This window comes from Bacteroidota bacterium (assembly GCA_016720935.1).
Taxonomy (GTDB): Bacteria; Bacteroidota; Bacteroidia; order AKYH767-A; family 2013-40CM-41-45; genus JADKJP01.
This window is the reverse complement of sequence record JADKJP010000006.1, coordinates 560,107-575,459: the sequence shown is the minus strand read 5'-3', so window position 1 is coordinate 575,459 and position 15,353 is coordinate 560,107. Positions and strand designations below refer to the sequence as shown.

General features: G+C 39.4%; 17 protein-coding genes. 9 read left to right on the top strand and 8 right to left on the bottom strand.

Annotated elements, in window-relative coordinates:
- From IPP86_10775 to IPP86_10765, 3 genes are read right to left on the bottom strand one after another with little or no spacing between them, the layout of a single operon-like run.
- Complete coding sequence (locus IPP86_10775) at window positions 1-750, bottom strand: polyphosphate polymerase domain-containing protein (protein MBL0139000.1); 750 nt, start codon at window positions 748-750, stop codon at window positions 1-3.
- Window positions 751-758: 8 nt separating this feature from the next.
- The gene (locus IPP86_10770; GenBank protein ID MBL0138999.1) at window positions 759-1,328 is read right to left on the bottom strand and encodes a hypothetical protein; all 570 of its coding nucleotides are present in this window, start codon (window positions 1,326-1,328) and stop codon (window positions 759-761) included.
- 5 nt (window positions 1,329-1,333) lie between these two features.
- Window positions 1,334-1,774 carry a hypothetical protein gene (locus tag IPP86_10765; protein ID MBL0138998.1) on the bottom strand — a complete coding sequence of 147 codons (441 nt, stop codon included), beginning with the start codon at window positions 1,772-1,774 and terminating at the stop codon, window positions 1,334-1,336.
- A 282-nt stretch (window positions 1,775-2,056) separates the two neighbouring features.
- Between IPP86_10765 and cdd the strand changes: the two genes are divergently transcribed.
- The 9 genes from cdd (at window position 2,057) to IPP86_10720 (ending at window position 11,034) form a co-directional block, all read left to right on the top strand.
- Window positions 2,057-2,554 carry a cytidine deaminase gene (cdd, locus tag IPP86_10760; protein MBL0138997.1) on the top strand — a complete coding sequence of 166 codons (498 nt, stop codon included), beginning with the start codon at window positions 2,057-2,059 and terminating at the stop codon, window positions 2,552-2,554.
- Window positions 2,551-3,087 (top strand): DUF1572 family protein, encoded by a 537-nt coding sequence (locus IPP86_10755; protein ID MBL0138996.1) that lies wholly within the window; start codon window positions 2,551-2,553, stop codon window positions 3,085-3,087. Before cdd ends, IPP86_10755 begins: the two co-directional genes overlap by 4 nt.
- Before the next feature lie 40 nt (window positions 3,088-3,127).
- Window positions 3,128-3,880 (top strand): hypothetical protein, encoded by a 753-nt coding sequence (locus IPP86_10750; GenBank protein ID MBL0138995.1) that lies wholly within the window; start codon window positions 3,128-3,130, stop codon window positions 3,878-3,880.
- 9 nt (window positions 3,881-3,889) lie between these two features.
- Window positions 3,890-5,149, top strand: a complete 1,260-nt coding sequence (locus IPP86_10745; GenBank protein MBL0138994.1) for a polysaccharide pyruvyl transferase family protein — start codon at window positions 3,890-3,892, stop codon at window positions 5,147-5,149.
- 71 nt (window positions 5,150-5,220) lie between these two features.
- Window positions 5,221-5,790, top strand: a complete 570-nt coding sequence (locus IPP86_10740) for a YceI family protein (GenBank protein MBL0138993.1) — start codon at window positions 5,221-5,223, stop codon at window positions 5,788-5,790.
- A 4-nt stretch (window positions 5,791-5,794) separates the two neighbouring features.
- Window positions 5,795-8,716 carry a histidine kinase gene (locus IPP86_10735; protein MBL0138992.1) on the top strand — a complete coding sequence of 974 codons (2,922 nt, stop codon included), beginning with the start codon at window positions 5,795-5,797 and terminating at the stop codon, window positions 8,714-8,716.
- Window positions 8,713-9,483: a response regulator transcription factor gene (locus IPP86_10730; GenBank protein ID MBL0138991.1), complete on the top strand. Its 771-nt coding sequence runs from the start codon at window positions 8,713-8,715 to the stop codon at window positions 9,481-9,483. Before IPP86_10735 ends, IPP86_10730 begins: the two co-directional genes overlap by 4 nt.
- 505 nt (window positions 9,484-9,988) lie before the next feature.
- A complete protein-coding gene (locus tag IPP86_10725; protein ID MBL0138990.1) occupies window positions 9,989-10,408 on the top strand; it encodes a hypothetical protein in 420 nt (139 codons plus the stop codon).
- A 59-nt stretch (window positions 10,409-10,467) separates the two neighbouring features.
- Window positions 10,468-11,034 carry a YceI family protein gene (locus tag IPP86_10720; GenBank protein ID MBL0138989.1) on the top strand — a complete coding sequence of 189 codons (567 nt, stop codon included), beginning with the start codon at window positions 10,468-10,470 and terminating at the stop codon, window positions 11,032-11,034.
- Between the two features lie 176 nt (window positions 11,035-11,210).
- On the opposite strand, the gene IPP86_10715 is transcribed toward IPP86_10720, so the two are convergent.
- The 5 genes from IPP86_10715 to IPP86_10695 form a co-directional block, all read right to left on the bottom strand.
- Entirely contained in the window at window positions 11,211-11,633 is a 423-nt protein-coding gene (locus tag IPP86_10715; GenBank protein ID MBL0138988.1) for a DoxX family protein, read from the bottom strand.
- Between the two features lie 175 nt (window positions 11,634-11,808).
- Window positions 11,809-12,477: a sulfite exporter TauE/SafE family protein gene (locus IPP86_10710; protein ID MBL0138987.1), complete on the bottom strand. Its 669-nt coding sequence runs from the start codon at window positions 12,475-12,477 to the stop codon at window positions 11,809-11,811.
- A 3-nt stretch (window positions 12,478-12,480) separates the two neighbouring features.
- A complete protein-coding gene (locus IPP86_10705; protein ID MBL0138986.1) occupies window positions 12,481-12,918 on the bottom strand; it encodes a FixH family protein in 438 nt (145 codons plus the stop codon).
- A 6-nt stretch (window positions 12,919-12,924) separates the two neighbouring features.
- On the bottom strand, window positions 12,925-14,334 hold the full coding sequence (gene ccoG / locus IPP86_10700; GenBank protein MBL0138985.1) for a cytochrome c oxidase accessory protein CcoG: 1,410 nt from the start codon (window positions 14,332-14,334) through the stop codon (window positions 12,925-12,927).
- A 19-nt stretch (window positions 14,335-14,353) separates the two neighbouring features.
- The gene (locus IPP86_10695; protein MBL0138984.1) at window positions 14,354-15,346 is read right to left on the bottom strand and encodes a c-type cytochrome; all 993 of its coding nucleotides are present in this window, start codon (window positions 15,344-15,346) and stop codon (window positions 14,354-14,356) included.
- Window positions 15,347-15,353: the final 7 nt, after the last annotated feature.

The following is a 15,353-nucleotide window of genomic DNA, read 5'->3' as shown; positions in this document are numbered from 1 at the left end:
TTATTTCAGTAATTTGGATAAATATAAAATTGTAGGTTTAAAATTATTCTTTTTGATATGGGGATTGAGGCTGATAACACCAAGACAGTATTTACTTATTGATTTCTGAAGAATGGAGTTCTCCCTCATCAGATCAATGAATGGACTTTTATCCCTGCCACTCCCCTGCTTTACTTCGGCTATGACCAGACCAGTATAATCCTTAGTGTGATTAGCATCTTTGAATTGAAGTTCCGTATCAATGGTAAGTCTTTCCTGCGAGGTTTTGTTTACAAATGTAATTCGCAAATAATTGACCCACAGTTTAGCATGTAAGGTTGTTGGATCCACAGGTGAAATACTCCGAACGAGTTCCTCCGATTTATCAGAAATCTGTTGTACAATTTCAGGACGTTTTATCCGGTCCTTGACTGTTCTGCCTTTATTGTTTTTGAATTTCACTTCAAAGAAATGAAGATTGGATTCGACATAACGACGAGAACGAAATTTGAATCGGTTTAATTTGCCATTGTGATGTCGCAAATACAATCCGAAATGTTCAGTATCAAAATACAGCGTTTCATAATGCGTGTATCTCTTACTTCCTGCTTCAAGAACGTAATAATCTGCCTTCATTTTTTCCAGCAATTCGGGTAAATACGAATCACGGAACATGAATTTAGTATCCACCCGGTCCAACAATTTAACGTTGTCCATTTGCTGGAGCGTGATTGGCTCAAATTCAGCCAGTATTGGATCGAGTTGATTCACAGCGCGAATTAATATTCGTAAACGTATTTTTTCTCTGACTCCAGGTTACCCTTTGCGTCATAACTCTTACGACTGACTTTCATCCCTTTATTATCATACAAAAGAATCACTTTATGAATGACATTATTTTTACTGTCCAGGGTTATTTCAGTTGTCCTGTCCCCATTCGCGTTATAGGTGAAAACGTCCTTATCAATAAAAGTTCCATTCGCATCGGTATGGATCTCTTCTATTTTATCTCCATTCGCATCATACTTGATGGTTTTCTTTTTCTTGATCTTTCCATCAGCCTGATAACTTATCTCTTCCGTCTTATCTCCATTCTTGTTCAGAGTATAAGTGAAATGAGATTTAATACCACCATCATCATCGTAATTAATTTCCTCGATTACTTCCGCTGAAGCATCAAAACGCTGAAAAGATTCGTTGAGGGTTTGATCTTTCCCATCTTTTATGACCGTATTGGTAACCTTTACGGATTTAATCTTATTCTTCTTGATGTCCTTCTTACTTTGAGAAAATGCTGTTCCGCAAAGCACGGGTACAATAAGAACAATAAGGAAAAGGATTCTTTTCATTTTTGTTACTGATTATTTTTTAGAATGATAATATCAGGGGCTACCACTGTTTGATTTTTGTCAGTAATCTCAACATTTACGAACACCGGAATCTTGGGCGCGGCTCCGTTCACAGTTCCGTTTGATGCCCCTGTGGAATCTTTAGAATAAGCAAAAAGTTTGTATTGGCCTTTTTGCAAATATTTGAATTCATAAGTACCGTCATACGATGTTTTGTAGTCGTTATCGTAGGTAGCATGGTCCGCTCCATAAATGATGTAAACATCCTCGTCCTTTGCCGGGAAGGTATCCCCTACACTGATGAATCCGGGATCAAAATCATATACAATAACCTTACCGGTGATGGTGGATGTTCCGCCCTCTCCTGCGTCTTTTTTACAGGACCCCAAAGCAACAAGTATGCTGGTACACAAAATAAGTCCGGAAATAATGCGTTTGGATTTCATTTTCAGTTAGTTGTGAATAGCAGCCACAAAGATGGAAATAAATTCCAAACCTGAGGCTGTATTTTTAGTGAAGCAACCCTTTCAATACGGCAGAAAGTGGCAAAATGTTTACTTCTCTATGGTTAAAAATTAACAATTATGCGACTCTCATGTAAGGATTGTAATCAGGCTTACTTTCAGAGTGCAAATATAGCTCAAAGGGATCGAGGATTTAGTTCATAACTTGGGATATTCTACACAATTAAGCTATTTCTGTTTACTTTTATCCTCCATTTATAAAATATGAAAAAAGTAGAAATCCTTTCTGAGTTTGAAGAATACAGTAATATTTCAGAACTACCCGATGATGATCAGCGGCTGGTCGTAGAGGCAAGATTAAGCGTGAACAAGGCTTATGCGCCTTATTCCAGATTCCAGGTAGGTGCAGCTGTACTTCTTGAAAACGGAATTGTGATGCGAGGAAATAACCAGGAGAATGCCAGTTATCCGATCGGATTGTGTGCCGAAAGAGTCGCGATTTTCGCAGCCGGAGCAAATTACCCGGGTGTCAAAATCAAAGCCATTGCTATTACAGCCATGTCAGATTTATTTCATATCGATAAGCCTATCACCCCATGCGGTGCCTGCAGGCAAGCTATTGCAGAGTATGAGCATCGTTACCACGGTAACATCCGGCTGATCATGGTGGGTGAAACCGGAAAAGTTCTTGTGTCCAATAGCATCAGCCAGTTCCTCCCCTATCAGTTTACAGCCGACGACCTGAATTTGAAACGTTCATGAGCAGTGTTTCCGAAATATATCTTCTCGAAAGCCTCAAAAGCTTCAAAGGCATGAAATCAAATGCTGAGCTGGCAATCGCGCAGATCAGTGACGAAGAGCTCCACTTTCAGCCTGATTCAGAATCCAATAGTGTAGCCATTATTATGCGTCACATTGCAGGCAATCTTCGCTCCCGTTTCACTGATTTCCTTACTACAGATGGTGAAAAACCAAACAGAAACAGGGACATCGAATTTGAAAATCCAACAGGCAACAGACAAGAAATCCTTGCTGACTGGAACAATGGCTGGGAAGCTTTATTCTCGACACTGAACGGTCTGAAAGGAGAGGATTTACTTAATACTATAACAATCCGAAATGAACCCCATAGCGTGCTGCGTGCAATTCAAAGGCAACTGGTCCACTATGCATATCATAGCGGACAAATTGTTTTCCTTTGTAAAATGATTCGCAAATCTGAATTTCAATCCTTGTCAATTCCCAGGGGGAAATCAGAAGAATACAATAAAGGAATGTCGGCATCTTCACGTTAACCGCTCATATAGAACTCAGCGCTTTTATTAAATTCGCCCTATGAAGAAATTTATTTCCGGCATTCTCTTTTTTTTTATCGTTCAATCTTCAAATGCCCAAATTAGTATTCGTGACTCTTCTGTAAATTTCGCGATGATCGGCGCTACTTTTGCTTACCAGTTTCCGGGTGGTGATATGGCAAAAAGATTTCGCGAAAATTATAATGTAGGGGGTGTTTTTCAATACAAATTCAAGAACAATATCGTTCTGGGGTTTGATGGAAATTTCCTTTTTAGTGAGGAGGTAAAAGAAAATGGAATTCTGGACAGTCTGCGTGACGAAAGTGGAAATTTCATCAATGCTGAAGGACAGTTCGCGACCATTGCACTTGTTGAACGTGGTTTGAAATTTGAAATCAAAGGAGGTAAAATTTTTCCATGGATAGGCCCGAATAAAAATTCAGGAATCATGGCTACTGTCGGTGCCGGAATACTGCAACACAAAATTCGTTTTGAAACAAAGGGCGGAAGTTATCCATCGATTGAAGGGGATTATGCTAAAGGTTATGACCGGCTGACAAACGGACTTTCCATCACTGAATTTATTGGCTATGTTAATTTCGGGAATAAACGCCTTGTAAATTTCTACGGAGGATTTGAATTTACTCAGGCGTTTACACAAAACAGAAGAAGTTACAATTTCGATACACGCGAAAGAGATACGCGTAAACGAACCGATTTGCTAATTGGATTTCGGGTAGCATGGATAATCCCCATCTACAAACGCGCTCCAAAACAATTTTATTTCGACTAATTACCGGGGATGAAATTCATCTATTCACTTGCTCTTCTTTTATACCAAACAGGTGTCAGGCTGGCTGCAATCTCAGGTAATAAAAAAGCAAAATTATGGCTGGAGGGCCGAAAAAATCTGTTCAGCATTTTATCCACCCTTCAACCAAAAAAATCCCTTCGTTACTGGGTGCATTGTTCTTCTCTCGGGGAATTTGAACAGGGTCGGCCACTCATTGAAGAAATAAAAAAGAGAAATCCTGACATCGAAATCATTCTTACATTTTTTTCTCCTTCAGGATATGAAATCAGGAAAAATTATCCGCTTGCGCAACATGTTCTGTACCTTCCATTGGACAGTGCACGAAATGCCACGCGTTTTATTGGTACGATTCAACCCGACCTCGTCTTTTTTATAAAATACGAATACTGGTACCATTATCTGGCACTACTTAATAAAAAACGAATTCCTGTCTATTTTGTTTCCTCCATTTTTCGCCCCTCACAAATCTTCTTCAAATGGTATGGCAGGTTCTTCAGAAACATGCTGAAAATGGTTACACATTTCTTTGTTCAGGATGACACTTCCAAAGAATTACTGCAGCAAGCCGGAATCAATGAATGTACCGTAACGGGTGACACCCGTTTTGATCGTGTCGCGGGTTTTCTATCCAATGCAAAACGAATCCCTCAACTTGAATCATTTTCAAAAGGACACCAAATATTCATAGCAGGCAGTACCTGGCCGGAAGATGAAACATTGATCATCCCTGAACTTCACAACCTCATCACAAATGGTTTTCGTGTGATTTTCTTTCCGCATGAAGTTAACACGGATTCAATCCATAGACTTGAAAACGATATCAGGAAAGTTCACCCAAACCTGAAAACAGTGTTATTTTCCAGCGCTTCAGAAAATGATTTGAAGGTAGCGGATCTCCTGCTGGTCGACACTATAGGATTGCTCTCTTCTGCTTATGCTTACGCGAATGTAGCTTACATTGGAGGCGGTTTTGGCAAAGGCATTCACAACATCCTTGAAGCCGCTACATACGGCATTCCGGTACTCTTTGGGCCCCGTTTTGAAAAATTCAGGGAAGCAAAAGAACTCGTGAGACAGCAGGGAGCTTTCCCTGTTCAGAATATCCGGGAATTTTCAGATGTGATTTCTACCCTCATTTTCAACCCCTCAAAATCTGAAGCTGCCGGGAAAATCGCGAAAGAGTACGTTCAAAATCAAACCGGCTCGACCGCAAAAATCCTGAACTACCTCGATGGAAAGAATAAATGAAATTCAGATGTTGAAGCTCCGCTATATGACAAATCTATTTTGTATTTTCACTTCAGAATTAATACAAACACATGAATCCCATTAGCCGAAATCGTATTTTCTTACTCCTGCTTGTTGCGATTTCATTTTTATCGGCCACACCTCCTGGCTCAAAATTGTATTCAACAAACAACGGTTATGTCAGCTTTCGTTCGGAGGCACCACAGGAAATTATCAGCGCGAAATCAAATCAGTTAAGAGGTATTCTTGATATTTCAAAAAAAGTATTCGTTTTTAAAGTTACACTGAATACGTTCGAAGGATTTAACAGCGGATTGCAACGAGAGCATTTCAATGATAAATTTCTGGAAACGGAAGTTTACCCCGAAGTCATTTTCTCCGGTAAAATTATTGAAGATGTCAATTTTGAAAATGAAGGTTCTTTCACTCTGAGAGCAAAAGGAAAATTATCAATTCACGGAATCGAACAGGAAAGAATTGTCAAAGTAAGTGTTACAATAAAAAATAACATCATTTACATTGAATCAAAATTCAACATTCTGCTGGCCGACCACAGCATCAAGGTTCCGAAAGTTGTGCATGAAAAAATCGCTTCCGAAATAGGAATTGATGTAAAAGCTGAATTAAAGCCAAAATCCTGATTTTATGAAGCCAGCAAACCACCGCTTCATAGTTTTTTTATTTTTTATCCTGCTGTTTACTCAGACAGCGAACGCAATTGTTCCGGTTTCTAAAATTTATGAACTAAAAACTGAACTATTCAAACCAAGAATCCAGAAACTGATGCTGGATCATTGGGGAATGCTATGGGTAGGCACGGATCGTGGCGTTTTCCGTTTTGATGGTTTTGACTTCTCCCCTGTTACGGGTACAGATACTATTGATTCTCCGGTCTCCGCCATGTTTGAAGACAAGCAAAAGAGAATATGGATTGGATTTGAAAACGGAAAAATTGAAACCTTCGAAAGAAATCTGTTAACTCCATTTAAGGTCTCAAACGATACGGTATCTTCACCTATCAGCTCTTTCGTTCAGGATACAGAAGGAAAGATCTTTTTTACAACAAAAGGAGAAGGAATTTTTTATTTAAAAAACGATTCCATTGTCAATATCAATATTGCTGATGGAATGAGTGACAATTACTGTTATGCTGCTTTGTTATTACCGGATGGAAGATTGTGCGTCGGGACAGACAAAGGATTGAACTTTCTTCGTATCAGTCACGATAAAAAGGAAATCTCTTCACTTACATCCCAACAAGGTTTACCTGACAACATTGTCAGAACCCTCTCGCTCGACCATCAAAATCAATTGTGGATCGGAATGCAGGACCAGGGAATTTGCAGAGTATCACTTCACTCTGATAAACCGGAGTTCATCCCAAGTGTTCAAAACTGGAATTCCGGCCAATTGAATGGTCTCGTCAAGCTGGAACATGAGGTGTGGCTTGCAACCGAAGAAAACGGAATTCAGATTGTGGACAGTTCCGGCTCTTTGCTACCCTTGGTTTTCCTGGATACCAAAATCAAACTTTCGAAAGCGAGTGATATTCTTTGTGATTTTGAACAAAACATCTGGATAGCTTCAGGAAACCTCCTGATCCGCTCAAGTGGAGAAAAACTCAGATTTTTATACGGGACGAATACAATGCCTTTTCATTTAAATCATTGCATCCTTGCAGATCGAAAAGGCAATATATGGTTCAGTCCGGACCAACAATTAGTCAAAGCAACCCCTTCAAAAACCGGAGGATTTATTTTTAAGAAATACATTGTAACAGCACCTAAACTGCTCACGGACATTGTTTCATTGTTTGAAGATTCCTACGGGTTTATATGGATTGGCACTATGGGAGAAGGGGTATTCAGATTGAACCCGGAGAATGGTAAAATAAAAAAAGTTCATGGTCAGGATAATCTTGATAACAGCAGTATTTTATCCATTAACGGTACCGGAGACAACATCTGGATTACAGGTTTCAATGGTGTTGTCAAATGCAAAATCCTGAAGTATGGCGAATCGGATGATGCAGTTTTAATTTGCGAGGCTACACCTGAAATAGATATTCTGAATAACAATTATGTGTACTTCGTGTTACCCGACCGGAAAGGCAGAATCTGGATGGGAACCGATGAGCAAGGGCTGGCAATGATTGAAAATAACCAGTTACGATTTTTTACTAAGAAGGATGGGCTGCCCAGCAATACAATTCATTCTGTATGCGAAGGATTGAACGGAGATATCTGGCTGGCAACTTCCGACGCAGGAATATCCGTCTATAATGGTAAAACATTTAAAAATTATTCAGTGGCCAATGGGTTAAGTGATGCATCTCCGATTTCCATTCAATGTGATAAAAATGGGAATCTTTGCATATTACATACTAACGGTATCGATGTACTTAATCCGGCGACCGGTAAAATACTGTATCACGGTCCGGAAGAAGGTCTCGAAGAATTGAATCCTGATCCAAATTCCATTTCACAAGATCGCTATGGAAATATATGGATAGGCGCGCAAGCGGGGATTTTAATTTACCGGCCGTTTGCTTATCAGGCTTGGCCACAACCATCGATCAAAATAACAGGTATTTCTTTGTTCATGGAGGATATCGATCCGGAGAAACAAAGAAATTTTGATTATGACGAAAACAATCTGCGCTTTAGTTTTTCCAGCATTTGGTATTCAGACCCAACACGGATACACTATGCGTATTTGCTCGAAGGATATACAACCAAATGGCAGGAAACGAATGACCGATCGGTCACATTTCCAAAACTCCCTCCCGGGAAATACAGGTTCAGAGTACGGGGAAGTCTGAATTCATTGGAAAATGATTCTCCCGAAGCGGCATATTCTCTTGTGATTCATGCTCCTTTGTGGCAGCGCTGGTGGTTCAGAAGCCTGATGTTTGTAACCGCTTCATTGATTTTTTACTTCCTCATACGGCGACGGGAAGATCGATTGAGAAAAGTGGATCGTTTGCAGAAAGAAAAAATACAATTTCAATTTGAGACTCTTCGAAGTCAGGTAAATCCTCATTTCCTCTTCAATAGTTTCAATACACTGATCACAGTGATTGAAGACAATCCTACAAAAGCCGTTGAATATGTTGAACGACTCTCGGAGTTTTTCAGAAATATTGTCACGTACAGGGACAAGGACCTGATTCAGCTCGATGAAGAATTGAATCTTCTTGACAATTATATATTTATTCAAAGAAAAAGGTATGGAAATTCTTTGACACTGAATATTAATCTTGAACAATCTTCAAGGCATGAATTCCTCATTCCTCCGCTGACACTTCAGTTGCTGGCAGAAAATGCTATCAAACACAATTCTGTTTCCAAAGAAACACCATTGGTTATTGACTTATTCATTTCACAGGGTATGCTTTTTATCCGTAATAATGTGAATCCTAAAATACAGAAAGAAAAATCCACCGGCCTGGGCTTGCAAAATATCGTGAGCAGGTATAAATTGCTCACGGAATTACCTGTAAAAATTGATCATGCGACAGATCATTTTACTGTAGCTTTACCATTGCTAAACGAAAACGTATCATGAACATTCTTATCATCGAAGACGAAGAACCCGCTGCATTACGACTTAAAAAGATTCTCAATGAATTGGAGCCGGATGCACAGGTGCTTGATATTATCGTGAGTGTAAAATCCGCGGTGGAATGGTTGAACAAAAACGCAACTCCGGATTTGATTCTCCTCGATATCCATCTTGCAGATGGATCAAGTTTTGAGATTTTCAAACTGACAGAAGTAAAAACACCCGTAATATTTATTACTGCATACGATGAATATGCAGTTCAGGCATTTAAAGTAACAAGTGTAGATTACTTGTTGAAGCCTATCAAAAAAGAAGATTTGGCTGCAGCGATTAAAAAGTACAAAAGCATTTACATCAAAACTCCCAATCCTCCAATGCCTGATTTCGGGCTGCTTTTAGAGACCTTAAGAAAACCTCAGCCTGAGTTTAAAAAACGTTTCCTGATACGATTTGGAGAACACATTAAAGCAATCGATGCCGAAAATATTGCTTATTTCTATACAGAGGAGAAGATCAACTTTCTTAGAACGACGGATAATCACACATATCATGTTGATTACAACCTCGATAAACTGGAAGAAATGCTCGATCCGGAGCGGTTTTTCAGGATCAACAGGCAATTCATCATCAGTATCAATTCTATCGATCAAATGTTCTCTTTTTCAAAGTCCAGGGTTAAAATCAACTTAAAACCTCCGATTAATCTGGACACTATTGTAAGCACCGAACGATCACCCTTATTTAAGGAATGGCTAGCAGGAAAGGAGTAAGAGGGTCTGAATAGCCCATAAACACTCATTTTTTTTGACTCTTTCTACACATTTTCTTACTTGTTAATAATTCCTCCTTTCTGGAATTTTCTCTAAAGTCTCTTCTCTTTTTTAGTTGTTTTCAGACCAATCTGAATTGATCCGGTTTTCCTGGCATGATTTTATGTTAATATCCTCGTAAATCACACCAATGCTCTTAAACTGATTCACATTGAATACAGAATCTAAAGGGTTATTTACCGTTAAATATTGATAAAAGGAACATTTTAAACACAATTGCCAGCTCAGTATCGTTTTATTCCCGTTCAGCAAATTCCGCTTAGAAACTGCAAACTCCTCCATTACTTTTGGGGTATAATTGGAACAGGAAAAATGAAAACGATGTCAAAATCAAAAATGAGTAGCAACCCAATACTGACAGATTTGTTACTGGCAGGGCTCGTGTTTATCCTTGCTTTGTTTCTTCTGATAACCAATTGAGAATATTTAAACCAAAACAAATAATATGAAAAGGATCCTTCTGACTGCCTCCATCTTCTTAACAGCAGCTGTTGCTTTTGGATACTATCTGTTCAACAAGCCACATGGAAGCATTATCAATGAAACACCTGTATGTGTTTCAGAAGCTACTGCACTTGTAGAAGAATATGAAGGAGATGAAAACTCTGCGAATTCAAAGTATCTCGGAAAAGTAATTGAAGTGAATGGTACTATTTCTGACAAAGGAATAGACGAAAAAGGTATTCTCAATATTACACTCAAAGGCGGAGACCTTGCAGGTATCGGATGTCAGTTCGACAAGAATTTTCAAAGCGATGCTGCTTCATTAAAAAGTGGAGAAAAAGTAAAGATAAAAGGAATTTGCACAGGAATACTTATGGATGTAGTTCTTGTAGACTGTGTAATTTCCAATGAATCAAATTAATTTACAGAACAGATCAAGTTCTTAATCATTAAATCTAAACCAAACGTTTCAAAATAACCATGAAAAAAATAATCCTGATCATCGCGCTTTTTATTGGTACCGGAAGCATCTATGCACAAAACCGTTACTTTACAAAAGCAGGCAAGATAACATTTGATGCGACTTCACCTTCCTCACCTGAGAAGATCGCAGGGGCAAATGAAAAAGCTACCAGCGTTATTGACGCTTCAACAGGCGCAATGGAATTTGCATTGCTCATGAAAGCTTTCTCTTTTGAAAAGGCGCTTATGCAGGAGCATTTCAATGAAAACTATGTAGAATCCGATAAATATCCAAAAGCGGTATTCAAAGGAAATATCATCAATATTAAAGAAGTAAACCTGACAAAAGATGGTACCTATCCCGTGAAAGTGAAAGGCAATATGACTCTTCACGGAGTAACAAAAGAAGTAACTGCGGATGGAAAACTCACGGTAAAAGGCGGTGCAATTACCACAGGGATTTCAAAATTCAATATTCTGCTCTCCGACTTTAACATCGAGGTCCCTTCATTGGTAAAAGATAAAGTCTCTTCTGAAGCGAAAATTACAGTGGATATCAATTACGATCCGCTCAAAGCTAGCTAAAAATTTTAGTGTTCATGTGGTTGGTACCTTTCCTGTTCTGATAGCCTGTAAGCTGTCAGACAGGCAAGGGAATTCAAAAAAACATTTTAAAAGCCGGGCATTAGTCCGGCTTATTTATTTTAAAGCGAATCCTGATTTCAGATATGGGAAGCTGTTTTTTGTAAAAGCAAAAGGTTCTATTTCAATTTAAAAATAAATTGGTCAAGAGACCACCGGTCCATTTCCGGAGAAAGAAGTAACAGTGCCGCTAAAAAAATAATGCGGGGAAGGTAAAAATGCATGTCCCACATCGCTTTGATTGAACTGAAAGCAAAGGCGACAAACACCATGTCAGCGGCAAGCATAAACAAGCTGTATTCACGAAATAAGCCTAAACACAACAAGGCTCCACAAATCATTTCAATATAGGAACTAAGATAAACCAAAGGTCGCAAAAGTAACAAAGGAATCCAGGTTGACTTCATAGTGTCACTGAACGTGCGAACGACACCTTCTATTTTTATATTGAATATCTTATCATAACCCTGAAAGAAAAATAGAATGCCGGTAACCAGCCTAAGCATCAGAATAGCAATGGAAATATTCAATTCGTGATTCATAATCAGATGCTGAAGAATACTGAATTCAGGAATAACGAAGATAAGAAGAAATTTGATACCTGTTCAATACTAAAAAAGAGTCTGTTTCAAATTCAGCAACAAGAAAAACCCTAAATCCCAAACCTTATGATCAGCGTATAAAATTTCGTCCGATAAAAAATGAAATCTGACCTGATCAATGATGTTTACAACATGAATGATTGTCAATGGTTATCCCTCTTGCTATGAGTAATACAGCAACTGAAATAGCAATCAGAGGAGATATTTTCTGGATAAAACTACGGGTACGAGGACTAAAAATATTCCCCGCCATGGTTAGAGTAAGCATCATGGGGATGGTTCCAAGTCCAAACAGCATCATGTAGCCAACTCCTTCCTCCATTGTTCCTGTTGCAGCTGCACCGGCGAGAGCAAGATAAACAAACCCGCAGGGAAGAAGGCCGTTTACAGCTCCAATTAAAAAGAGCGTCCTTTTCGATTTCAGACCAAATAGTTTTTTAAATAGAGATTTGATCTTTGATGTGTATCCTGTAAGAAATGAATTGAACTGACTCGTACGTTTGATCAGGTATGGCAGGAATGCGATCAGGAGAATCATCACTCCTGTTCCGATGGACAACACCTTCTGAAAACCAGCCATCGCAATTGTATGTCCGATTAGTCCAACAAGAAGGCCAAGAACCGAATAAGTAAAGACTCTTCCTCCATTATAAAGTAACCGCCCGATGATAAATGACCAATTCGACTTTTTGTCAAGCGGTAAGGCCAGAGCAATAGGGCCACACATGCCTGCGCAATGAAAGCTGCCAAGAAAACCGACCAAAAATGCAGAATACAACCACATGATCTAATCAATTAGTAACTTTTGTTCTGAATAAAATGGTTGTCCATCCTGACTCCACTGAACCTGGACATTCCACCAGCCTTTTTTCATTTTTGAGGTATTCACCTCTTGAAAATTTCCGTTACTTCCGGAAACAGGGACAACAAAATCCTGTCGGGCATCATCCGGTTTAAAAAAAGTAATCTGACCGGAACGGACTCCCCCACTTAGCGGGAATTCAAACTGTACCTTCCCACTTTCTCTTAAAATCTTAAGATTCTTTTCCAGCGCGGCGGTGTTTTTTTCCATATCAATTCTTTGCTGGTACTTTAATTCATTTTCATAATATTTTTCACTTACCAGATCTACCCTCTGTTGTGTGCAACGGTAAACCATGTTGAGCATAAAACTCATGAAGATCACAAGAAAGATGAAGATACCCCAACCCCAGTTGAATTTCATAATTTTTTAGTTTGTATTTGGTCCCAGGAAATTTGTTTTTACAACCTTCAATACCTTACCATTTGAAATCACATTGATTGAAACCGGTGTTTTCACTTTTACAATTTCAGATTGCGGCAGAATAACAAAGAAAACTCCTTCTACCACGGCATCTTCATTTAATACTGTCGGTGGCGGTCCCACGAATTTTATTTCACCGGCAGGATAATTCAGTTTGATTTCAATCGGAAGGTTGTGGAAGGTTTTATTGACCAATTGTATGTTGTACAAATTACTGATTTTTCCACCATCCATCTTCTGGTACATTTGTCCGGGAGTACGAAGTATAGTTGATTCTACTTCGGTCCTCAATGCAAGCAAAGTGGTAAGAGTTGTGAGCAGAATCAATAATACAATTGAATAGCCTACAACACGGGTGGTTATTTTGAATTTTTCCTTTTTAGCGATACTATTCTCACTCGCATATCTGATAAGGCCTTTTTTAAAGCCTACCTTTTCCATGACATCATCACATGCGTCAATACAAGCGGTACAATTCACGCACTCCAATTGTGTGCCATTTCGAATGTCGATACCTGTAGGGCAGACATGCACACATTGATGACAGTCGATACAATCTCCAATTTTGCGTTCTTCGCTTTTTTGAATTCTCCCTCTGGTTTCACCTCTAACATAATCATAGGCTATGACTACAGAATTTCTATCCAGCAAAACTCCTTGCAAGCGCCCATAGGGACAAACAATAAGACACACCTGTTCGCGGAAGCGGACATACACTCCATAGAACACGGCAGTAAAGATCACAAGTGCTACAAAGCCACCCATATGCTTTCCGGGGCCTTCGGTAACCAGAAGTTTTAATTCATCAATACCAATGATATAAGCTAAAAATGTATTGGCTATCAAAAATGCTAACAAGAAAAATATTAAATTTTTCAAGACCTTCTTTCTAATTTTCTCTCCTGTCCAGGGTGATTTATTCAATAATCTCTGCTGGTTAGCATCCCCTTCAATGGCGTATTCGATCTTGCGAAAAACCATTTCCATAAAGATAGTCTGAGGACAAGCCCAACCGCACCATACCCTGCCGAAAATGGCTGTGAACAGAATAATAAAGACAAAGAATGTCAGCATCGCCAACACAAAGAGGAAAAAATCCTGTGGCCAGAAAGGCACTCCGAATACAATAAATTTCCTTTGCAAAACATTGAACAACATCAGGGGATGACCTGAAATTTTCATGAAGGGGCCACCAAACATAAGCGCCAAAAGGACGATACTAACGATCGTCCTTTTGCTGTAATGTCTGCCTTTAGGCTTTTTCGGATAAATCCAGGCCCGGTCACCATCCTTGCTGATGGTCGATATAGAATCGCGAAAATCATCTGTTCCGCCCGGAACCGCTTGAGTTGACATGTCTATTCTGTTCCTTTACTTAAATTTTCTTTGCTGTTGAATCAACAACAGCGCTTGTACTATCTGATTTTGCTGCGGTACTATCTGCAGCAACTGATTCCTGCCAGACTGTTCCCTGAGGTTCTTTCGCTCCCGGAGGATTGGTACCTTCAAGAGACAGTACATAGCTGCCCACCAATTGAATTTGCTTTGGTGAAAGCTGACTCTTCCAGGAAATCATACCTTTTGCAGGTACACCATTTGTAATTGTAGCGAATACATTTTTTATTCCACCACCATGGATCCAGAAATTATCTGTGAGGTTTGGTCCGACATTTCCTTGCCCTTTGTCTCCGTGACAAGCCACACAGAATTTGACGTAAACATCTTTACCTTGTGACAAATCGTTTGCTTCAGACAAGCGAACCACATTTGCCTCAGTGACAAAATTTGCATCATTTTTTAACCTGGCCTCTTTGGCTGCATTTGCAATTTGGATTTCTTCATCGTATTCGGCATATTGAAGTTTGCCCGAACCTGCGATATGATAATTGACAAGATAGATAAAGGCAAAGATGATGGTGATGTAAAATCCCCATACCCACCAGGGTGGTAGTTGATTGTCCAATTCGCGAATTCCATCGTAATCATGATCCAGCATAACATCCTTTTCCTTTTCAACAGGAACTGATCGTGTCATCATCTGCATCAGTTTATTCCAACCGGTTTGACGATGTACATATTCAGCGCTGCGTGGAGTGGTGCCGGATACGGCAGCAGTCTTTTCATCCAGGGTCCTGGTGAGGACGTTGATGGTGTGTGTTAGCGTGAAAATCACTGCTATCACTATGATTCCGAGCAACAGCCAGATGTATGTTGATGGTTCAAAAAACATTTTCGGAATCTGAACCGGTTCAGATTTGGCTGTAGAATCAGCTACGGCTACCTGTTGTGCCATGGATTGAACAGCACCGAAGAGAAGTCCTCCTGACAACAGAAAGAAGCGTAGAAATTTATTTTTATTCGTGTTCATACGTGCA